This is a genomic window from Shewanella sp. DW31, assembly GCF_015767295.1.
Classification (GTDB): domain Bacteria; phylum Pseudomonadota; class Gammaproteobacteria; order Enterobacterales; family Shewanellaceae; genus Shewanella; species Shewanella oncorhynchi.
This window is the reverse complement of record NZ_JADWMP020000029.1, coordinates 41,592-63,281: the sequence shown is the minus strand read 5'-3', so window position 1 is coordinate 63,281 and position 21,690 is coordinate 41,592. Positions and strand designations below refer to the sequence as shown.

Here is a 21,690-nt window from a genome sequence, read left to right as displayed (position 1 = left end):
GGATAACGGATAACGGATAACGGATAACGGATAACGGATAACGGATAACGGATAACGGATAACGGATAACGGATAACTCAAGGAAGAGCGCTGCGCTGTTAGAGCGTGACTTCGTCACTGCTAGTATCAAGATAATCCTTACTGCTTACTTATCCCGTCTATCACCAATCACTTTGGCGGGGTTGCCAGCCACTATCGCCCAGTCGGGTACATCTTTCGTCACTATGCTGCCCATGCCGACCACGGCGTGATCGCCAATGGTCACACCATCTACTATGCCTGCCTGAGCGCCAATCCACACATCTTGGCCAATAACAATGCCTTTGGAGTTGGCAGCTTGTTGATAGATGGGCGTATCTGGCGCCATGCCATGGTTGAAGGCGTAAAGGGTGACATTATTGGCGATGCGGGTCTGGCTACCAATTTGAATACCCACTCTACCGCCATCGAAGGAGCAGCCATGATTAATCGCCACTTCGTCCCCTAGTGTGATAGGCCCATGTAAGAAACAGTCGGCGGCGATCATGCAGCGATTACCCATGCGGATATCACGATTGGGTTCGGCGAATAACTGCGCCTCGGGGGCGATAAAGCATTGCTCGCCGATAGTTACCGTTTCGAGGGCGCAAAGTCTTGCTTGAATATCATCCTGCCAAGGTTTTGCCCAGACTAAATGTTTCTCTTTTAAAGAAAAATACAGCCACGGCATCCAAGAGAGACGCTTTTTATGCTGGCTTTGATAATCAGGTTTTGATGTAGGCGTTGGCGCAGACATTTAGCCACATTTCCCCGGTTTGAGTTCCAATACTAAGATATATTCTTGGTCATTATCATCGACCGCCATGTGCCAGAATACATCTAAATCATAGAGGGCGACTTGATATAATTTAGGATCGTCCTTGGCTTTTTTGTAGGCGGGGCGCGGATCTTGGCCGAGCACACCGCGGATAAGTACGGCTAAATCTGTGTAGGTTTCCTGCTCGGCGTAATGCTCAATCTGTGTCTTGGCATGGTCAGAATACACCACTGAAATCAGTTTAGGGGCGTCTTGAGCAATACCGCCCACTGCATCGGTAATTGAATCCGAGAAAGGAATGTAAGGCTTAATATCGATAATGGGCGTGCCATCGAGCAGATCCATACCAGAAATTTCAAGGCACACTTTGCCCTTGCGTTGCACTACGCCGTGGAGTTTAACAACCGATTGGCCTATACCATTGGGGCGAAAAGTGGAGCGAGTTGCGAACACGCCGAGTTTTTCATTGCCGCCTAAACGCGGCGGGCGCACTGTGGTTTTCCAACCTTGGGCAAGATTCTCATGGAAGCAAAACAGTAACCAGAGATGTGAATATTGCTCTATGCCACGCACCGCATCGATATGATTCACATGGGGTTCGAGTTCGACATAACCACGCGCTTCAACAAGTCCGGGTTGTCTTGGAATGCCAAATTTTTGTTTATAGGGTGTGCGGCATGTTGCCACTGCGATAATTTGGTTGGTAAATGTCATGCAAAAAATTACCTAAAGGGTAAGTATAACAACCGCCTAAGTTCATCATTCTAAGCTCATTATTAAGGCCCATCTTTGTGTGCTAATAATGCAGCGTTGGTCATGAAGCGTTAGCCATTAAGCGGTTGATAGGGGCAATCTTAGAACACTATAGGATCACGCCGCGAGCAGTATGCTTAATATGCGTGAGGCTTACTCTGTTGTAGCCGTTTTTACTGCTTGACCAACGCATAATGCACGGCTGATACAACCTTGGGCAGCTTCTTCAAATATGACACATTGCTTGATGATAATGCCGTTAGCCCCTTTATCTGCTGCATTGCGACGGGCTTCGGTTCTGGCGTCGGCAAGTGATGCGGGCGCACCGTTGGTATCGGCCTGACAGGACTCACCTTCGACCAATCCTTTTAATTCATAATGGCCTTTCGGTAAGGTATCGCCTTCATAAAGGATGACATCGGATGCCTTGAAATAGTCATTAATCGCCTCACTGTCCAAATTACTGTTAAAACTGTAGTCGCTTGCACAGGCACTGAGCAGGAGCACTAATGCACTTGAGAGGATAATTTTCATGGTTTGACCTGAGGTTGAGGAGAAAACTGCGCAGCCTCGGTAGGCTGCGCTGATGCGATATTATTATCTGAGTAAATTCTACCGCTTAAGGTACTTTTGATAAAGCTGCTGATGGCGATTATTCAGATCTATCTGCCGTCCTTCAATCCAGATAGCCTCAATTTTATTGGTCATAGGGTCGAGAATGTCCCCCTCGGACAGCACGACACTGCCTTGGTATCCCACCGCTATCGCACCTAAATCTTCCACACCTAACAGTTTTGCGGCATCTAAGGTGATGGATTTCAGTGCTTGTTCAGGCGTTAAACCATAGGCGGCGCTGTAACCTGCGGCGTAGGGGAGGTTACGGCTATTCCAGTCCGATGAGAACCCAAGGGCGAAGGGAATACCTGCATTGGCGAGTAAAGATGGGATCTTAAAGGGTAAATCGACTGGCTCATCTTTACGTTTAGGCAGACTCAAGGTATGAGGGTAAATGACCCCAGCTTTAACTTCCCTTAGGCTTGAGTCCAAACGCCATGCATCGTATCCGCCGACAATTACCAGTTTGAATTGGTATTTTTTCGTCAAGGCGATCACTTGCTCAATTTGGCCAACACTGTCGGCATGTGCAAACAGTGTCGCTTTGCCTTGGTATAGCGGCAACATGGCATGCCAGCGCAGGTTGTTGGTCGCGGACTGCGGATCTTCATCCTGGTTTTTGTCTTTACCGTTGGCCTTATCACTTAAGAAATAGCGATAGCCATCTTCAAAGGCGATATTGAGCTTGTCGATTGCCTGCTGATTTTTCTCGATGGCCTTGGCTTTCTCTTTTTCATCTTCTGGCATGCGTTTGATTTGCGGCCAATAGACATGGAACTGTCCAGCACTTGGCGTCAGCGCATCTTCAATCGTCCATGCATCGAGATCCACCAGTACTGATTGTCCAGCTAACCCATCACCGCTCGGGACGATTTGTGCGTGGGTAATGCCGTTGTAACGTATGGTCGGGATGAGCTCCGAATCCGGATTATAGGCTGTGGCCGTGCTGATCTGCGGATTGATATAACCTACCTCGGCGTTATCAACCGTTGGGCGGCTCATTTCAATTTCGACTAAGCCTAAACTGGTGTCTAGGGCGATTAAGCCCGGATATAAATGTTTACCGCTGGCATCGACGACTTGAGTGTCACTGATTTCTGCGGTTGCACTGTTGATTTGGCTGGTCAGTTGGGGCCCAACGGCCGTGATCTTGCCATTTTCAATTAAGACGTCTGTGTTGCTGAGCACGCCTTGACTGACTGTGTGCACAGTGGCGTTTTTAATCAGTACGCTGCGGCTTTGTTTAGGCGTAGGTACGATATCATTGGCCATAACTGGGGCCTGCGTGATGCAAATTGCGCCGAGTAGCGCCACAAACAAAACGGTTTTAGATAAATGTTGCATTATTTGGCTCCCTCATGAGCGTGGCCCCATGCTTGATAGTGGGTGTCGCAGTGCCACTGTGGCTCGTTGAGTGGCGTGACTTTTTCACCCGCTTTAGTTTGGTCATCACTGCTGAGAATTTTTTGGATAAGTGCGGCTCGCTCGTTCACCACAGCTTGCTGGGCAATTTGGTCTTGGTCGCGGTCAAAATAGCGTTTTCCTTCAACCCATGCCTGTGTCACTTTGGCGTAAATCGACAGTGGCTCTGCGTTCCACAACACGACATCGGCCATTTTTCCTGGAGTAAGTGAACCCACAAATTCATCGACTCTTAATTGCTTGGCCGGATTGATAGTGACCATGTTCCAAGCATCTTCCTTCGACATATTGCAATACATCATAGACTTAGCCGCTTCTTGGTTGAGTCTACGCTGCATTTCATAATCGTCTGAGTTAATGCTGGTGGTCACCCCCTTGTTTTGCATCAGGCACGCGTTTTGCGGAATCGCATCATACACCTCAAACTTATAGGCCCACCAATCGGCAAAGGTCGATGCGCCAGCACCATGGGCAGCCAGTTCACTCACCACTTTGTAACCTTCGAGCACATGGGTAAAGGTTTGTACTTTAAAGTGATAAGCCTCGGCTAAGCGGATAAACATCAGGATTTCTGACTGCACATAGGAATGAATGTGCACATCACGCTGCTGATTTAATACTTCGGCGACCGCCTGCAGACGATAACTTGGACGCGGAGCGACGGTTTTCTTTTTATCGCTGGAGCGCAGATTATCATAGGTTTTTAACGCCTTTTCATAGGCGATAGCAGCGTCGAAGGTTTCTTCAAATAACGCTTTTACTCCCATGCGAGTCTGGGGGAAGCGCTGAACAAATTTCTCACCCCAGTTACTCTGTTTGACGTTTTCACCTAAAGCAAATTTGATACTGGCGGGCGCGTTAACAAATTTGAGTTGTTCGGCTGGCTCGCCCCATTTCATTTTGATCAGTTGTGATTGGCCACCGATAGGGTTGGCGCTACCGTGGAGTAATTGCGCGCTGGTGACGCCGCCCGCTAAGGCGCGATAGATTGAAATATCGTCGGGATTAATAATATCGCCAATGCGTACTTCAGAGGTAACTGCGTCTGTTCCTTCGTTAGTACCGCCATTAATGGCGATATGCGAGTGTTCATCGACTATGCCGGCGGTGAGGTGTTTACCTGTTGCATCGAGGACTTGATAACCTGATGGTGTACTTAATTGTTGGCCAATTTTTTCGATGCGGCCATTGGCCATCAAGAGATCAGCATGTTCGAGAATGCCTTGCTTATCCGATGTCCACAGGGTGGCATTTTTGATGTGCAGCTTCTCCACCTTAGGTGCTTCGCTCAGTCCGTAAGCAACGTTAGGGAAGGTGAGGTGACTCACTAGGCTCGTGTTGGCTTCATTCTTGGGAGCATGATTGCTTGCTTGGTCTGCTTTTTTGAGCTTTGCAGTTTGAGTCATAGCGACACCGGCAACATTTGTAGTGCGACTTTTTGCATCGACCATACGACCTTGAATGCCGTCATCGGCCATCCACAGCGTAAAGCGGCTAAGGCCATTAATGCCTGCGGCGCTCAAATCGGCAGTAAAGCTCAATCTCCCGTTATCATCTAACTTAAGTTGAGTGAGTAAGATACTTTGTTCGCCACTGCTTAAATTGCCTTGGATGTTGGGTTTATCACTTTTACTTTCATCATGTAGCGATAAATCTAGCGTGAGGTTATTGAGGCTTAATTGGTAATCTCCCAGTAATCGTGCTTGGGGAAGTGAGCGCAGACTTTGCTCCTGACCTTGCAACCAAACACTGTAGATCTGGCCATCTTTAAAGATATTGCCTTTAGTGATAACAAAGTCAGCCATATAACCGGGCGCGAGTTTACCGGTAAAGTCGGCGGTGCCTGTCATCTCTGCGGCTTGGGTGGTGAGTGCCGCGAGAGCGTTTTCTTCACTTAAACCTTGGGCAATGGCTTGGCGTAGGCGCGGCCAGAAGGCATCGGTCTTAATCCCAAACTGCGTTAACGCAAAGGGGATTCCTGCGTTAGCTACCGCCGCAGGGTTGGTTGGTGCACGTTCCCACTGTCTTAAATCCGCCAGTGATACTTCACGATCAGCGTCATCTGTGCCGACATCGGGCGCCTGCGGATAGTTTAAAGGCAAGATCAACGGATAGTTCAGCGCCTTTAACTCATTGATGCGTGAGTATTCTTGACCATTACCAAGTAGGTTGGCTGGCAGTTTATGTTCTTTGAGTAAATGGGCTGCACGTAATTGGTCGTTGAGATTTTTGGTTTCAAAGATAATTTGCTTATCGGCTAAATTATCTAAACGCTCAAAGGCGATATTAAATTCGACTTGATTGTTTATTGCGCCATTGGCAGGTTTGTTTTTATTTTGGTTATACCAATTTGCATCGGCAAAGGTTTGCCTAATAAGTGCAATGCTGCCCATTAATGATGAGGGATAATCTTGTTCAGACGAACCTTTATCAAATGCCATAAAAGGTTGACTGCGGGCGCGATAAATCACTTCATTAGCCGTTTTGTCTGCTAATGAAAGGCTGACACCCGTCCCACGGAAGATACCGTCGAGTTTGCTACTTTGCACACTGGTGAAACCATTATTAATCCACTCTTTTGCGCGTTCTTTATTGGGGTAAATGTAATTAAACCATTCTTTTTCAGAATGAATTGCACCATTTTCCGCATTACCACCGATACGCTTTATATCATAGACGGGGCGAGTGAGCTTAAGTTTGGGATATTCGAACTCAATCCCATAATCAGTAAAAGGATCGATAAATCCGGGATAAATTGTATAACCACTCAAATCGATTCTAAATGCGCCAGCGGGAATGTCGTTGTGCTCAATAATGGCTTTAATTCGATTATTTTCAATTAATAAAGTGGCATCGCTTAAACGCTTTCCCGGGGCAATAATTAATTCAGCATGGGTAAATGCAGTGAGTTTACTGGATGTTGTTCCAGTATTGAGTTGGGCAAATGTTGTTTGTGATACTAAGCTAGCGATTATGCTGCAGCTTATCATTATCTTATTGTTTATCTGCATTATTTTATTCAATCGAGTGAGGGTGAACAAAGAGTAACTGAAAGCAGATGTAAATACTAAGGCTGAATTGTAACGTAATTTGAGCGGGAGTGAGGTGCGGAATTAACGGCTGTCGTTTAAGTTTGAAACGATTGATGGATATAAAAAAGCTCGCAAATAATGCGAGCTTTTATGCAAACTGGTGTTGGCAAATTAGCGCCATCACACTTGGTTGGATTAGATTAAGAAATCTTCCATAGAACGACCTTTGTTGATCTCGTTCTTAAATACGGTAGGCATACGGCCTTGGCCAGTCCATTGAACCATTTCACCGTCAACTTCAATTTGGTATTTGGCTGGACGAGGAGCGCGTTTCTTTGCAGCAGCTTTAACAGCTACGCCACCTAAGTCATCAATTGATAAACCAACGGCTTCCATTTGTTGACGGATTTCTTCAATCTTAGCATTACGAGCTGCCATGGCTTGTTCTTCTTCCTCAGCCATAGACTCGCGTTCTACTAAAATTTTATCTAATTTGTCGGCTAAATCACGTAACTCTTCAACGCTAAGTTCTTTTACTGCAGCTTTAAAACGACGGCCGTGAGTTAATATCTCTAAAAATTCGCTCATATCTATTTTCGTCCCACTCTATTTTTAATACAGGATAATGGTGAACAACACCTAAATGATAGAAACTAATATAGCTCGAATCAAATAAAATTATGCGTTTTAAGGAAATTAAATATTATTTATTTTTTGAACTTTTCTTATTCCCTCAAATAAGTGTCCAAAAAAGTGGCCGTTGCAGCGGATTAAAAAATACAAACAGGCGTTTGACTTTGGTTGACGTTAACGTTAACAGGACGTAAAGTTGCTCTATCCTGCATTGGTATTAACCAATGTTTTGTCCATGTACATGAAAGTGTAGGAAGGAAACCCTATGAAAGTATTGGTGCCCGTTAAGCGCGTTGTTGATGCCAATGTGAAGGTCAGGGTCAAAGCTGACAATACAAGTGTTGACACTGCAAACCTAAAAATGGCGTTGAACCCTTTTTGTGAAATCGCAGTAGAAGAAGCGGTTCGTTTAAAAGAAGCGGGTAGCGCTACTGAAGTGGTTGTTGTCAGTATTGGTAATAAAGCCGTGCAAGAACAACTGCGTACCGCGCTTGCATTAGGCGCAGATCGTGCAATTCATATCGATACTGAAGAAGAGCTCGTGCCAGTGTCTATCGCCAAATTGCTCAAAGCGGTACAAGACAAAGAACAAGCAGAGCTGGTGATTTTTGGTAAGCAATCCATCGATGGTGATAATAACCAAACTGGCCAAATGTTTGCCGCGTTAATGGATATGCCACAGGCGACCTTTGCTTCAGAAATCAAATTAGAAGCGAATACATTACAAGTCACCCGTGAAATTGACGGCGGCATGCAAACTCTCAAACTGCCTTTACCTGCTGTCGTGACCGCCGATCTACGTTTGAACGAACCCCGTTACGCTTCATTGCCTAACATAATGAAAGCCAAGCGTAAGCCATTAGAAGTATTTACTGTGGCAGACTTAGGCGTGACGTTAAAGAGTCACCAAACGATTGTGAAGGTCACTCCGCCAGCTGAACGTAAAGCGGGCATCATGGTAGCGTCAGTAGCTGAGCTAGTTGAAAAGTTAAAAAATGAAGCGAAGGTGATCTAAATGGCCATTTTAGTATTAGCTGAACATGATAATGCTGCACTGAAACTCGATACGGCAAAAATTGTTACCGCCGCCCGTGCCATAGGCGATGAAGTACATGTCTTAGTTGCGGGTCACCAATGTGGCGCGGTTGTCCAAGCGGCACAGGCACTACAAGGCGTTAGCCAAGTACTCGTTGCCGATGCCAGCGTGTATGAAGCGCATTTAGCAGAAAATTTTGCCAAATTGCTGGTGGACTTAGCGCCAAACTATGGTCACATTCTGGCCTCGGCTTCAAGTTTAGGTAAGGACACGCTTCCGCGCGTTGCGGCATTATTAGATGTCGCGCAAATCTCAGAAGTCATTACTGTTGTCAATGCCGATACCTTTGTGCGCCCTGTGTATGCGGGTAACGCCTTAGCGACAGTGCAAAGCCATGATGCCATTAAAGTGATGACAGTGCGCGCCAGTGCGTTTGACGCTGCGCCAGAAGGTAACAGTGCGGCTGTGACGACACTCGATAAAGTGTTTGAAGCGAGAACTCAGTTTGTTTCTCAATCGCTGACAGTTTCTGCCCGTCCAGAGTTAGGCAATGCTGGCATTATCGTATCTGGCGGCCGAGGCATGGGCAGTGGTGAAAACTTCGGTATGTTAGAGCAACTTGCTGACAAGCTCGGTGCAGCCGTTGGCGCATCACGCGCTGCAGTTGACGCAGGTTTTGTGCCTAACGATTTACAAGTGGGTCAAACCGGTAAAATCGTTGCGCCAAACTTGTATATTGCCGTCGGTATTTCTGGCGCGATTCAACATTTAGCCGGCATGAAAGACGCTAAAGTCATCGTTGCAATCAACAAAGATCCTGAAGCGCCGATTTTTCAAGTTGCCGATTATGGACTCGTTGCAGATCTGTTTGAGGCGGTTCCTGAGCTGATTACAAGTCTCAGTTGATTTTATCTGTGATCTAGGTCACATTAAGTGGCTTTGCGGTAGCATCTGCTAAGCCGCTTATGTTTTTATGTGCCTCACGCCCGTGCAAGGGCGTTCTTAGAAGTAGAGGCGCGCCAAATATTAGTAGTGATCAGTAGGGTGATTCCGTTGATCGATTGCGAAAGGATTTGGTGCCGAAGTGGTTCGATTTATCACGATCAACTGCTGGGGTTGTACCTAATAGGTGCAGCACTGCCATAGTATTTTCCGATATGGATATTGGGAATAGTTACTATGGAGCGCTACTGATAGGACAGGTGACCTTGGGTATCTATTGCCTTTTCCCACCAGTTCAGTCGCCCTCCATTCGTATTTAACGAAGATAATAATCAATGACTGTTATGAATTATGCCGATTCGGCACTTTCCTTGTTGCCGCCTGCGGTGGCTATCGTGTTGGCGATCTTGACTCGCCGTGTACTGCTTTCTTTGGGGTTAGGTATTTTAATTGGTGCTTTATTGCTCAATCAATTTTCACCTTTAGCAACGGGTGAGTTTGTATTTAATGGCGTTAAAGGGCTTTTTTGGACTGATAAAGGTCTAAATTCGTGGAACTTATATATTCTCGGTTTCTTAATTGTACTGGGAATGATCACAGCGTTAATTACCGTAAGTGGCAGCGCGCGTGCTTTTGCCGATTGGGCTCGTTTACATATACGTAATAAACGTGACGCTAAACTATTGACCATGTTTTTAGGTTGCGTAGTTTTTATTGATGATTATTTCAATAGTTTAGTTGTTGGTTCGGTCGCTCGACCTGTTACCGATCGTTATTATGTTTCCCGCGCTAAGTTAGCTTATTTATTAGATTCTACTGCGGCGCCTGTGTGCGTTATATCTCCAGTTTCGAGCTGGGGCGCTTATATTATCGCACTCATTGGCGGGATATTAACTGCCCATGGTTTTGCTGATACGGGTCATTTGAGTATTTTTATTCAAATGATCCCGATGAACTTTTACGCAATCTTCTCCTTGTTATTATTACTTTTTGTTGTCTTTATGGGACTAGATGTTGGGCCAATGCGTGAGCATGAGCTCAATGCCCAACGTGGTAATTTATACGATGAGTCTAAAGGATTACCGCCTGGGGCGAACGCGGATTTACCTGAAGCCGAAACCGGTAAGATTTTAGGTCTGTTCCTGCCGATTACCGTGTTGGTATTTGCAACCCTCTATTTCATGATTAACAGTGGCGCTCAAGTACTCGCGGCGGAAGGGATTGAATTTAATATTATTTCTGCTTTTGAGAAAACCGATGTCAGTTCATCACTTTTCTTTGGTGCATTAATTGGTCTAGCGGTTTCGCTGATATTGAATTTAGTGCAAGGCGTTGAGAAATTGATGATAGTCAAAGGTATAGTGCAGGGCGCTCGCTCTATGCTGCCGGCGATTTACATCCTGTTATTTGCTTGGACAATCGCAGGTGTGATTGGTCAACTCGAAACCGGTAAGTTTATGGCGAGTTTAGCAACAGGAAATATTCCGTTCGCGTTTTTACCCGCCTTAATGTTTGTGCTAGCAGGTATTACCGCGTTCTCAACTGGTACTAGCTGGGGTACGTTCGGGATCATGTTGCCGATTGCTGCTGATATGGCGATGGGAAGCCACACTGGCATGATGTTGCCTATGCTTGCCTCTGTGCTGGCGGGGGCTGTATTTGGCGATCACTGCTCGCCAATTTCCGACACGACTATCTTGTCGTCAACGGGCGCCAGTTGCCACCACATCGACCATGTGGTGACTCAGCTACCTTATGCACTCATTGCGGCGTTTATTAGCTTAGTGGGTTATGTGGCACTTGGATTTACCGAGTCTGTTGTCGCGGGTTTAGTGGCTTGTAGTGTGGCATTTGTGATCAGTATTATCGTACTTAAAATCAAATCTAAAGGCGCAATTAGCTAGACGTTAATTGAAACCTTTCACTGCAAACGTTCACGACAAATAAATCAGCCAGCATTATGCTGGCTGATTTTTTGGTTAAGGCTGAGTTTGTCTTTATCTCTAGCCTATCGCATTAAGGATATCAACTCTTAGCTTAGCGTGCTTGATCTAGACCGCGGCGTTTAAGTAAGCCTTCTGTGGTAGGCTCTTGTCCGCGGAAGTTTTTGTAGGCGTCCATTGGCGCTATGCTATTACCCACTTCACGGATCGTTTTGCGGTACTTCATGCCGATTTCACGATTGAGCCCGCCTTGGGTTTGTACATAGGCAAACGCATCCGCCGCTAAAATCTCACTCCACATATAAGCGTAATAACTTGCCGAGTAACCGCCGGGGAAGGCGTGGGCAAAATAGGTCGACTTATAACGCGGAGGTACGGCACTGATGTTTAAGCCGTGCTTTTTCAGGGCATTGGCTTCAAAGGTTGGTACATCTTGCAGCGGGGTATCTGGGCTTAATGAATGCCATTCCATGTCTACTAATGCAGCGGCCATGTATTCCAGTGTGTCAAAGCCTTGGTTGAAACTGCCTGATTTCAGTAGTTTTTGCAGCAGTTCATCGGGAATGGGTTTGCCCGTTTCGTAGTGTTTCGCGTAGTTCGCTAACACTTTTGGATGGGCGGCCCAATCTTCTTCAAACGTCGATGGAAATTCAACAAAGTCGCGTGAAACCGAGGTGCCCGCCAGACTTGGATAAGTCACTTTAGAGAACATGCCGTGGGTGCCGTGACCCATTTCATGGAACATAGTAGTGACTTCGTTATAGCTGACGAATGTGGGTTGACCTTCGGGCGCTTTCTTTATGTTCATCACGTTGACGACCACAGGTTTAGTGCCTTCGAGGAAGGATTGACCGACGAACGAACTCATCCAAGCGCCACCACGTTTACCTTCACGGGCAAAATAGTCGGCGTAGAAAATGGCCATGCTTGAGCCATCGGCATCAAACATTTCGTAGGCTTTCACATCGGGATGGTAAACCGGTAAATCTGGGCGTGGTTTTAAGGTGACGCCATAGAGTTCTTTGAGTGTGTAGAATACGCCGTCTTCGAGCACACGGTTAAACTCGAAGTATGGGCGAATGCTATTGGCATCGAGGGCGTATTTTTCTTGGCGAACTTTTTCTGCGTAAAACTCCCAGTCCCACGGTGCCAGTTCAAATTTCCCACCGGTTTTAGTGATCATCGCTTGAATGTCGGCCGCTTCTTTCTCTGTGTTAGCAACTACCGCAGGCACCATTGAACCAAACATGCTGTAAACCGCTTCGGGGGTTTTGGCCATTTGCGGTGCTAATCGATAACTTGCCCAGTTTTCATAGCCTAATAGTGTTGCGCGCTCGGCTCTGAGTTTCGCTAAACGAGATACGAGTGACGCAGTTTCGTTTTCACCAGTTAAGCCACGGTTCGCTGAGGCTTCCCAAATACGCTGGCGTAGCTCACGGTTTTCCAGTGATGCCAACACAGGTTGGCGAGTGGTGTTGGTGATGTTAATCAGATACTTGCCATCGTGACCGGCCGCTTTGGCATCGTTCGCGGCTGAAGTGATTTCACCGTCGGTTAATCCTGCAAGTTCACTTTTTGAATCCACCACAACGGCGATTTCTTTGGTTAAGCGTAATAAACGCTGAGAAAACTCATTCGTTAGTGTTGATTGTTCTTCATTTAACGCGCGGATTTTAACTTTTTGTTCATCGGTAAGTTTAGCCCCAGCCATGATAAAGCGTTGGTGATATACCTCAACCAAACGTACCGCTTCTGGGGTTAACCCTAAGTTAGTGCGGTCGTTATAGATGGCTTCGATACGGGCAAATAGCGCTGGGTTTAAGTTGATATTATCTGAGTGGGCCGCCATTTTGGGCGCCATTTCGCCTTGGATTTTACGCAGTTCTGGATTGCTATTCGACCCTGCTAAATTATAAAACACGCTTGATGCACGGTTGAGTAGGGCGCCGCTTTTCTCCATAGCCACTATCGTATTATCGAAGGTTGCTGCTGCCGGATTATTGGCTATTGCGAGAATTTCTTGGTACTGCTCTGCCATGCCTTGCTCTAGGGCTGGCGCGAAGTGCTCATTCTTAATGAGGCTAAAATCAGGGGCTTGATATTGCAGGTTACTGGCTTGGAACAGCGGGTTTTGGGTTTGTACCGAGATAACGTTAGGTGCTTTAGTTTCTGTGCTGCTGCAACCTGCCATGAATCCGGCGGTGAGAGTGGCGCCGATGGCGATGGCAATAAAACTTTTACGCATAATTGAGTGACTTCCTTTGAATTGTTGTTTTTTTAGGACTGTAACGTTAGTAACTTAAATAGGGCTGAAAATGGCTTGTTATCGGGAATGTCTAAGTAAAAAAGGAGCCTCGCATTAGCGAGACTCCTTTGGCTATTTCCTTGCAGGGAAAATAGGTACCGCTTTTTACTTACTTCTTAATCACGCGATGATGAGATGATTAATTAGCGAGTAAACTTGTGGTATTTATCAATACCAGAACTTCTACCTGTGTCATGACATACTGCACAAGATTCAGAGGTCGGTTGTTTAAACCAATCAGCCACACTTGGTACGCTGATTTCACCACCGTTGCTTGCCATATGCGCCTTAGCAGAATCGCTAGTGTGGCAGGCATAACAGTTAGCGGTGACAGGACTGGTCATTTTGTTACCTGGTTCAAGAATGTATTGATTGGGCACTTTGCCTAAATCAATCGCTTTTTCGTGACAGGCAACACAGCTAGTTGAGGCTTCAATTGCGCCTGCACCGTTTGCGGTTTGCGCTTGAGTTCCATCAGCTTTAACTTCACCGACTTTAGCGCCATTACCCCAGTGCCAGCTGTGTACCATAGGACCAAAACCAGCGCCTAAGGCTGCTGATGTACGTGCCATGCCGTTGTCATGGCAGGCGATACAAGCATTACCACCTTCATCGAAGGCACCATTTTTGTGGAACGCAGTGGCATCGTTGTGACAAGTAGTACAGCTGTTAGTACTCGCTATCTCACGACGTTCGAAGCCAGAGACCTTTTGAGTGGTGACAGGGTTAACGACATCTGAGTAAGCCGTAAAGGATATACCCATAGAACCATCATAACCTGTCGCTCTTAGGCTACCATTACTTTGGTAACGTTGATTGCCATCATATTCCATCCAACCAGCGGTACTGAATGTCACGCGGGCAGAATAAACATAGTTAGCATTCACTGCGCTGATATCCGTCAGTAAATGACAGATATTTTTAGTGCCGTCAGTGTTGTAACCATAGTAGTAGTTAGTACGGTTACCTGGGCGACCCACTAAGCTGCCATTTTCATAGGAATGTAAATAAGCACCCGCATAAACTACGGGTTTCTTAGCGTCATATACTAGCGGGCTAGAATAGTTAAAGTTGTCTTTAATGCTAAAGACGTTACCATCGGTGTCTTTCACTGTCAGCGTTGTACACCAGCCTGGGGCGGTTACTGCTGCCGCAGCACCTGTCGGCGCATAGTGGTCTGTCTTGGTAGAAATATCATCTACTTTAACAGGTGTTGATAGACTCAATTTATACTTAGCGCGAATCGTTTGGCGTTCGGTTATACCCGCTTTGCTTTCGTGCATAATGCGCAGATCCGCACCATTACTTGGGATAATAGCCCCTGGTACGCCACCACTGTCATGGCAATCAATACAACCGGGTCCGGCTACGTTGATGTTTTTAGGTGCTTCAACGTGACAAGATGTACAGTTTTGTACTGAAAAGTCTTTAGTAAAATCTTGGTGATTGATATGACCAATTTTAGATAGGGTGTTTGTCGCATAGCCACCCGTAGAGAAACCTTCAGCATTGACAACTGCGCGGCTAACTGAACCGTGACACACTAAACAGCCTTCCACGAAGGTGACTTCACTGTCCATGCCAGTAGCGACATAGCTTGCATGACGACGAGGGCTTGTTGAGTAGTCGATATGGCAAGAGTAACAACTATCAGTTGTGGTTGAATGGGTGCCTTCAGGTTTGTTAACGACCAGAGGTTTAGAGGTCGCAATACCATTATTACCACCGACACGTAACCAAACGATACCTTCAGTGCTTGGATTAACCCCTTTCATTGGTACTTTAAATTGGTAATGACCATCAGCTAAAGCGGTCAATTCAGCGCCGACGGTTGCTTGAGTTGCTTCACCGCCAATATGGACGTTATCTGCAACACCATTTTTATCAGCTTCGGTGCGGTTAGTGATGAAGCCTTTATCTGTTAGTGCCGCCACTTTGGCTTGAGCATTTAACAGTCCGTTGATTAGGTTATTGTTTTCATCTGTAATTTCAAATTCGTAAGTGATACTGCCTTCGCCAAAGCTATAGTTGATCACTTTGACGTTAGTCATAGTAGAACTGGTGACAGGGGGCGGTGTTCCAGGCTCACCGGGTGTTCCAGGTTCACCGGGTGTTCCAGGGATACCGGGCGTTCCTGGTGCTCCATCTACACCATCTTTACCATCATCGCCGCAGCCAACAAGGGCGCCAGTTAGTGCTAAGGCAACTAAATATGCCAGTTTTCTAGAGGTGAAAATTCTCATCATAATCTCCATTTGATCCAATATGCGAATAAAGGACGGAGTGGAGCACTAAAGTTTGCAGGGTAGATTAGTGCTTTGACCGTTGGTCTCAATTTGCAAGCTATCGAATACTTTTCTTTTTTTAATTGAGCACGTTTTGTCTCGAATGAAATATTACTGTTAACGCTATGTTTATTTTTTGAGCGCAAGCCCATTTATACCTATTACTTTGGAGGTAGATCGCACTTTTTAAATTTAACTTTTACTAATTTTTCCTTATGAAACAACATTTAAGTTTCAGTTAAGCTTTCATTAACAATTGAACGGCATCGGGGCGTTTTTTATGTTTTTTGCAGGGAAGAGTATTAAATGAAGTGGACTAGAAATATTTCAGGAGGCGATTGGGGATTAAAATGATTGATAAGTTGGTGTCATTGCAGAATTTCATGATAAAAGCTTAGCGGCTGCTAGTGTTCTGATGTGAAGCGCAATGTTAGACTAGCGCTCAATTTGGCTCTGGTAGCAGACGCGTAAGCGCTAACGTTTTTAAAGGGTATAAGTCTTGGCTCAATTGTATTTTTATTATTCGGCAATGAACGCGGGTAAATCCACTTCCCTATTACAGTCATCCTATAACTACCGTGAACGCGGTATGAATACTTTGGTCATGACAGCCTCCATAGACGACAGATATGGCAAAGGTAAAGTGGCCTCACGTATTGGCATTGAAACCGAAGCACAGGTATTTAGTAGCCAAGATGATTTAACTCAAATGATTAGCGATGTGCATCAAGCTACGCCATTAAGTTGTGTGCTGGTGGATGAGTGTCAGTTTTTGAGTAAAGAACAGGTTAAGCAGCTGACGCATGTGGTCGATAATATTGATATTCCTGTACTCTGCTATGGCCTAAGAACGGACTTTCAAGGCGAACTTTTTAGCGGCAGTCATTATTTATTAGCTTGGGCCGATAAATTAGTTGAGTTGAAGACTATTTGTCATTGTGGGCGTAAGGCTAACATGGTGGTGCGTCTTGATGGTGAAGGCAAGGTGATGCGCGAGGGTGAGCAAGTGGCGATTGGCGGTAATGAAAGTTACGAGTCTGTCTGTCGCAAACATTTTCGTGAATTTATCTGGGATGCGCATGAATATGTGGGATGAGGCTTCGTTAATAGCGTGTGATTATTGAGCGACTCATTCTTTTTATGCGATTTAAATTAGCTCGTTTTGTTTTTAAGTCATACTGTCTGTTGTCTTAATCGCTGAAAATACCTTGATATCAACAAATTAATATTTGGCAAAATGTACTATCAGCTTAACATTAGTATTGATTAGTGGCGGTTGTGGGTCACAGGCACCCTTCTTTACAGTGAAGTTAGGTTTGATAAAGTGTGGAACATAATGGGTACTAAGACTAATTAATAGAGCCGGATAATGGCTAGATGAGTTTGATATCTTGCTTTACTGAGTGGCAACGGATTTGCTGAGTTGCATGAAAGATGAATATTTTAGTGTTTTTTTGGAGCTGTTTTGCCTAATTCCACATCAGAGATGAAGTTCGAAAATTATCGTCCTCGTCCACCACAACCTGAGCCTAAAGCTAAGGTTAAGCCGCCGCGTAAAGCCAGATCAAAGGGCAGGGTCTGGTTCTTATTTTTCATTCTGATTTGCTGCGCTGCATTGCTGATTGGACTTGAGGTTAAAACTTCGTTTTACCAAGCAAAATTCATCAATCAATATGCTAAGACGCTCACCTATGAATTAGAAAGCTCACCGAGCCAAGCGGTTATTTATCCTAGTTATGGTCCTTTTGATGAGCGCCATGGCTACAGTAAGTTACCTCAGTATATTGATAGGTTATTGCAACGGAATTTTCAGGTAACGCAACAAGTGGCGTTTTCGCCAGCGTTGCAGGAATACGCTCAACTTGGATTTTTTCCGCCTTACCATGAAAAGGCCCAATCTGGATTGACGCTGCTCGATTGCCGCAATACTGATTTATACGAATTTGCCTATCCTAAACGGGTTTATCAGGACGACGATAAGATCCCCAATGAAATCGTTAATACTTTACTGTTTATTGAAAACCGCGAGTTATGGACGACGGAAGAGAAACTCAATCCTGTGATCGACTGGCCACGCTTTGTGGTGGCAGGTATGAGTCAAATTGCTGAAATGGTTGGTATGAATGTCTCTACCGCGGGTGGCAGTACACTCGCGACTCAGATTGAGAAATTCCGCCATTCTTCCCAAGGTTTAACCTTGAGCATTAAGGATAAGTTACTGCAAATTGGCTCGGCCAGTGTGCGCGTGTACCAACAAGGTGAAAACACTGAACCTGCTCGTAAGCGCATCGTTCAAGATTATCTGAATACCGTGCCATTATCTTCGGCGCCAAATCATGGTGAAGTTCATGGTATTGGTGATGGATTGTGGGCGTGGTTTGGTACCGATTTCGATACTGCAAATAAGCTGTTAGCATCGCCGCAGATCAAAGGTAATGCCACCAAGCGCGGACAAGTATTCCGGCAAGTAGTTGCCTTGATGATCGCCCAACGTCGTCCGTCCTACTATCTATTACAAGGTCATGAAGATCTTGAAAACTTAGTCGATAGCCATATCCGTTTACTCGGCCAGTATTATTTGATTGATCGTGGTCTACGTGATGCTGCTCTCGCGCAGAAATTGCAGTTTAAGGTCGCCAAGCCGCAGCGTAATACCCAATCTGGCGCAGATAAGGGCGTGAACACAGTTCGCATTCGCACCGCAGGCATGTTAAATGTGGGGCTGTATGATTTAGACAGGCTCGATTTGACGGTCAACAGTAGCTTACACAGTGACTTACAGCAGAAAGTCAGTCACTACTTACGCAGTTTGGCGCAAGTGCCTACCGCGGAGAAAGTGGGTCTGCTTGGCGAACGGTTACTCGACCCAAGCCAACTGCAAAACGTGCTGTATAGCTTTACGCTTTATGAGCGCACTGAGACCGCCAACCGAGTTAGAGTGCAGACGGATAGCACCGATCAGCCTTTTGATATTAACGAGGGCAGTAAGTTGGAATTGGGCTCAACCGCTAAATTGCGGGTGATGGCGACCTACTTAGAAATCATTGCCGAGATCCACGACAAGTATTCCAAGAAACATGGGATTGAATTGGAATCCATCATTATCGAACCTAGGGATCATTTAACCCGTTGGGCGATTGATTACTTGATTTTGAATCCCGACAGACGTTTAGACCGCATGTTAGATGCGGCGTTACAGCGAGAATATTCGGCCTCAACCAGTGAACAATTTTTTACCGGTGGCGGGTTGCATGTGTTTAATAACTTTAAAAAAACAGAAGATTTAAAAACGCCAACACTTTACCAAGCTCTGCAGGATTCGGTTAACTTGCCGTTTGTGCGCCTCATGCGCGATATCGTGAATTACAGCAGTAGTATGCAAAACGAGGGCAATATGGCCCAGTTGCTGCGTAATGATAAAGATCCGCGCCGTGACGAATATCTGCGAGTATTTGCTGATAGAGAAGGTAATACCTTCGTTACTAAGTTTTATCGTAAGTACAAAAAAGTGGCTGCGAATGAGCGTTTCGACATGTTTTTTGACGGTTTGTCCCAGTCGGAGCAGCAGTTGACGGCGGCGTATCGCTATTTACTGCCCGATGAATCTATGGCGTCATTTAAGGCTTTCTTGAAGCAAAGATTGCCGCAGGTGAGCTATACCGATGGTCGTATTAAGAGCTTATATAACAAGTACGGTCCGGATAAATATAATTTGCCAGATCAAGGCTATATCGCACGGGTGCATCCCTTGGAATTGTGGGTGCTGGATTACCTTAATCATAATCCTGATGCCAACTTGAACGATGTTAAGCAGGCGAGTGAAGCACAACGTCAAGAGGTTTACCGTTGGTTGTTTAGGACAAGGCATAAAAACGCCCGTGACGTACGAGTGCAAGTGATGCTTGAAGTTGAAGCCTTCCTTGACATACATCAACGTTGGGCGCGTTTAGGTTATCCCTTTGATTCTATGGTGCCATCCTTAGGCTCAGCACTGGGTAGCTCGGGTGACCGACCCGCAGCCTTAGCCGAGCTGATGGGCATTATTCAAAACGACGGCTATCGTTTGCCCACAGTGCGTATCAATCAACTGCATTTCGCCGCAGATACGCCCTATGAAGTGAGATTACAGAATCAGAACACCCAAGGTGAGCGGGTAATGCGCCATGAAGTAGCACAAGCCTTAAAAGCAGCGCTGGCGAACGTAGTGCAAAACGGCACCGCACGTCGTTTAAAGGGCATTTTTACCGATGAAAAAGGTGGCATGTTAGCCATAGGCGGGAAAACCGGCACCGGTGATAACCGTATTGTGACTCAGATGCAGCAAGGTAAAAAAGTGGCGACTACGGCGATGAACCGTACCGCGACATTCGTGTTTTATTTAGGTGACAAATACTTCGGTACTTTGACCGCCTTCGTGCCAGGCAGTAAATCCGATGATTTTAGTTTTACTTCGGCGCTGCCATTACAGGTGATGAAGGGCATGATGCCTATTTTAGCTCCCTATGTACAAACCGAGCAGGGCATGTGTGTGGTGAACGAATAAAGGCATGAATTAATAAGTGCCACGCCAACGACAAAGAGTGTTCCTGATGAACACTCTTTGTCGTTTTAAGGCTTAAATTCTCTATCGATTGAGTTTATTGCTGTGGTTAACATGGTTTAGTTAAAGCACTGTGATAAAAGTGCAGCGATTAAGATTACTGCGGCGATAACTGGTAAATTTTTGATTTAGCTTCATCGGTTACGAGATAAATCAGTCCATCTGGCCCTTGCACGACTGAGCGCAATCTTTGCCCTAATTCAGTTTTCAGTAGCCGCTCTTCTTTAATAATCTTGTCGCCATCAAGTACTAAACGCACCAGTGTTTTTTCCTTTAGGCTGGCGAGTAACAGATTGTTTTGCCACTGTGGAAATTTATCACCTGTGTAAAACATAAAGCCCGCCGTGGCAATCGAGGGAACCCATTTGTAGACGGGTTGCTCCATTCCCGCCTTATGGGTGCCTTCGCCGATTTTGCCGCCACCATAATTCTCACCATAGGTAATCACTGGCCAGCCATAGTTTTTGCCCGCCTCATCAATATTGAGTTCATCGCCGCCCTGCGGTCCATGCTCGCCAGTCCATAATACTTTGCTGGTGGGATTAATGGCCGCGCCTTGCATATTGCGATGACCGATAGACCAGATCTCGGTCAAAGCACCCGCCGTATTAACGAAGGGGTTATCTTGAGGCACAGAACCATCTGCATTAACCCGGACCACTTTGCCTAAATGATTGTCTAATGTTTGGGCGCTATCTTTTTCGCTGTAGCGGTCGCCGAGTGTGATAAACAGTGTGCCGTCAGGCGCCCACACCAAGCGAGAACCAAAATGGTGGCCACTGTTTATTTTGGGTTGCTGACTAAAAACGCGGGTGAGATTTTCAAGCTTGTTGCCATTGAGCGTGGCAAAACTGACCGCTGTGCTATTGAGCTCGCTTGCATCACCTTCAGCGGGTTCGGCATAACTGAAATAGATTTTTTTGCTGCTAGCAAAATCTGGCGCAAGCACGACATCAAGTAAACCACCTTGACCTTTGGCATACATAGGCGGTAAACCCGTTAAGGGTTCACCCACTTTGCCTGCGGTGCTGACAATGCGCATTCTGCCAGCACGTTCAGTCACTAGCATACTGCCGTCGGGTAAGAATGCCATACCCCAGACATTCTCTAACCCTTGGGCTATGGTTTTTACCTGAATATTACCCGTTTCCGTTTTGACGCTAATGGTCGCTGCACTAGCGGTTTCGGTGTAAATAGCCGGTGAGCATGCAATAAGACACAGGGCAAGATTTAAGGTGCTTAGCTTCAAGGTCATCAGTTTCATCGCTATCCTTAATCACAGTGTTCTCCTATAGGATGGATCAGAGTAACAAGTCAGTCACATAAGG

At 45.9% G+C, this 21,690-nt stretch carries 14 protein-coding genes and 1 riboswitch; of the genes, 5 read left to right on the top strand and 9 right to left on the bottom strand.

What is annotated here, in order from left to right; genetic code table 11:
- Positions 1-145: 145 nt before the first annotated feature.
- The 6 genes from GWI56_RS19545 to GWI56_RS19520 all read right to left on the bottom strand — a co-directional run bounded on the left by GWI56_RS19545 (position 146) and on the right by GWI56_RS19520 (position 7,206).
- Positions 146-775, bottom strand: coding sequence for an acyltransferase (locus tag GWI56_RS19545; RefSeq protein WP_198573837.1), 630 nt, complete (start codon positions 773-775; stop codon positions 146-148).
- The gene (tsaA, locus tag GWI56_RS19540) at positions 776-1,510 is read right to left on the bottom strand and encodes a tRNA (N6-threonylcarbamoyladenosine(37)-N6)-methyltransferase TrmO (protein WP_198573836.1); all 735 of its coding nucleotides are present in this window, start codon (positions 1,508-1,510) and stop codon (positions 776-778) included.
- A gap of 192 nt (positions 1,511-1,702) precedes the next feature.
- The gene (gene rcsF, locus GWI56_RS19535) at positions 1,703-2,083 is read right to left on the bottom strand and encodes an Rcs stress response system protein RcsF (RefSeq protein ID WP_105252035.1); all 381 of its coding nucleotides are present in this window, start codon (positions 2,081-2,083) and stop codon (positions 1,703-1,705) included.
- 78 nt (positions 2,084-2,161) lie between these two features.
- Positions 2,162-3,508 carry an amidohydrolase family protein gene (locus tag GWI56_RS19530; protein ID WP_198573835.1) on the bottom strand — a complete coding sequence of 449 codons (1,347 nt, stop codon included), beginning with the start codon at positions 3,506-3,508 and terminating at the stop codon, positions 2,162-2,164.
- Positions 3,508-6,597 (bottom strand): amidohydrolase family protein, encoded by a 3,090-nt coding sequence (locus GWI56_RS19525; RefSeq protein ID WP_198573834.1) that lies wholly within the window; start codon positions 6,595-6,597, stop codon positions 3,508-3,510. The genes GWI56_RS19530 and GWI56_RS19525 overlap by 1 nt, the downstream gene beginning before the upstream one ends.
- 216 nt (positions 6,598-6,813) lie before the next feature.
- Complete coding sequence (locus GWI56_RS19520; RefSeq protein WP_028761125.1) at positions 6,814-7,206, bottom strand: H-NS family nucleoid-associated regulatory protein; 393 nt, start codon at positions 7,204-7,206, stop codon at positions 6,814-6,816.
- A gap of 310 nt (positions 7,207-7,516) precedes the next feature.
- Here GWI56_RS19520 and GWI56_RS19515 point away from each other — a divergent pair, with 310 nt between their 5' ends.
- From GWI56_RS19515 to GWI56_RS19505, 3 genes are all read left to right on the top strand, one after another.
- On the top strand, positions 7,517-8,266 hold the full coding sequence (locus GWI56_RS19515; protein ID WP_028761124.1) for an electron transfer flavoprotein subunit beta/FixA family protein: 750 nt from the start codon (positions 7,517-7,519) through the stop codon (positions 8,264-8,266).
- Complete coding sequence (locus GWI56_RS19510; protein WP_028761123.1) at positions 8,267-9,193, top strand: FAD-binding protein; 927 nt, start codon at positions 8,267-8,269, stop codon at positions 9,191-9,193. It begins immediately after the preceding gene.
- Between the two features lie 95 nt (positions 9,194-9,288).
- Positions 9,289-9,485, top strand: a riboswitch (Lysine riboswitch).
- A gap of 79 nt (positions 9,486-9,564) precedes the next feature.
- Entirely contained in the window at positions 9,565-11,133 is a 1,569-nt protein-coding gene (locus GWI56_RS19505; protein ID WP_028761122.1) for a Na+/H+ antiporter NhaC family protein, read from the top strand.
- Between the two features lie 133 nt (positions 11,134-11,266).
- Here GWI56_RS19505 and GWI56_RS19500 read toward each other — a convergent pair whose 3' ends face one another.
- Both GWI56_RS19500 and GWI56_RS19495 read right to left on the bottom strand, forming a co-directional pair.
- The gene (locus tag GWI56_RS19500; RefSeq protein WP_198573833.1) at positions 11,267-13,417 is read right to left on the bottom strand and encodes a M3 family metallopeptidase; all 2,151 of its coding nucleotides are present in this window, start codon (positions 13,415-13,417) and stop codon (positions 11,267-11,269) included.
- A gap of 203 nt (positions 13,418-13,620) precedes the next feature.
- Positions 13,621-15,720 carry a cytochrome c3 family protein gene (locus GWI56_RS19495; RefSeq protein WP_198573832.1) on the bottom strand — a complete coding sequence of 700 codons (2,100 nt, stop codon included), beginning with the start codon at positions 15,718-15,720 and terminating at the stop codon, positions 13,621-13,623.
- Between the two features lie 541 nt (positions 15,721-16,261).
- On the opposite strand from GWI56_RS19495, the gene GWI56_RS19490 reads away from it, so the two are divergent.
- Positions 16,262-16,858 carry a thymidine kinase gene (locus tag GWI56_RS19490; protein ID WP_028761119.1) on the top strand — a complete coding sequence of 199 codons (597 nt, stop codon included), beginning with the start codon at positions 16,262-16,264 and terminating at the stop codon, positions 16,856-16,858.
- Positions 16,859-17,227: 369 nt separating this feature from the next.
- Positions 17,228-20,305, top strand: coding sequence for a transglycosylase domain-containing protein (locus GWI56_RS19485; protein WP_198573831.1), 3,078 nt, complete (start codon positions 17,228-17,230; stop codon positions 20,303-20,305).
- A gap of 154 nt (positions 20,306-20,459) precedes the next feature.
- Here the strand turns inward: GWI56_RS19485 and GWI56_RS19480 are convergent, their stop codons facing one another.
- The gene (locus GWI56_RS19480; protein ID WP_198573830.1) at positions 20,460-21,626 is read right to left on the bottom strand and encodes a PQQ-dependent sugar dehydrogenase; all 1,167 of its coding nucleotides are present in this window, start codon (positions 21,624-21,626) and stop codon (positions 20,460-20,462) included.
- Positions 21,627-21,690 lie beyond the last annotated feature (64 nt).

What these genes read in the sequence shown, in the direction of transcription:
- GWI56_RS19545 (WP_198573837.1), bottom strand. Translation starts at nt 775, where the DNA reads ATGTCTGCGCCAACGCCTACATCAAAACCTGATTATCAAAGCCAGCAT.
- tsaA (WP_198573836.1), bottom strand. Translation starts at nt 1,510, where the DNA reads ATGACATTTACCAACCAAATTATCGCAGTGGCAACATGCCGCACACCC.
- GWI56_RS19530 (WP_198573835.1), bottom strand. Translation starts at nt 3,508, where the DNA reads ATGCAACATTTATCTAAAACCGTTTTGTTTGTGGCGCTACTCGGCGCA.
- GWI56_RS19500 (WP_198573833.1), bottom strand. Translation starts at nt 13,417, where the DNA reads ATGCGTAAAAGTTTTATTGCCATCGCCATCGGCGCCACTCTCACCGCC.
- GWI56_RS19510 (WP_028761123.1), top strand. Translation starts at nt 8,267, where the DNA reads ATGGCCATTTTAGTATTAGCTGAACATGATAATGCTGCACTGAAACTC.
- GWI56_RS19505 (WP_028761122.1), top strand. Translation starts at nt 9,565, where the DNA reads ATGACTGTTATGAATTATGCCGATTCGGCACTTTCCTTGTTGCCGCCT.
- GWI56_RS19525 (WP_198573834.1), bottom strand. Translation starts at nt 6,597, where the DNA reads ATGCAGATAAACAATAAGATAATGATAAGCTGCAGCATAATCGCTAGC.
- GWI56_RS19495 (WP_198573832.1), bottom strand. Translation starts at nt 15,720, where the DNA reads ATGAGAATTTTCACCTCTAGAAAACTGGCATATTTAGTTGCCTTAGCA.
- rcsF (WP_105252035.1), bottom strand. Translation starts at nt 2,083, where the DNA reads ATGAAAATTATCCTCTCAAGTGCATTAGTGCTCCTGCTCAGTGCCTGT.
- GWI56_RS19515 (WP_028761124.1), top strand. Translation starts at nt 7,517, where the DNA reads ATGAAAGTATTGGTGCCCGTTAAGCGCGTTGTTGATGCCAATGTGAAG.
- GWI56_RS19480 (WP_198573830.1), bottom strand. Translation starts at nt 21,626, where the DNA reads ATGAAACTGATGACCTTGAAGCTAAGCACCTTAAATCTTGCCCTGTGT.
- GWI56_RS19520 (WP_028761125.1), bottom strand. Translation starts at nt 7,206, where the DNA reads ATGAGCGAATTTTTAGAGATATTAACTCACGGCCGTCGTTTTAAAGCT.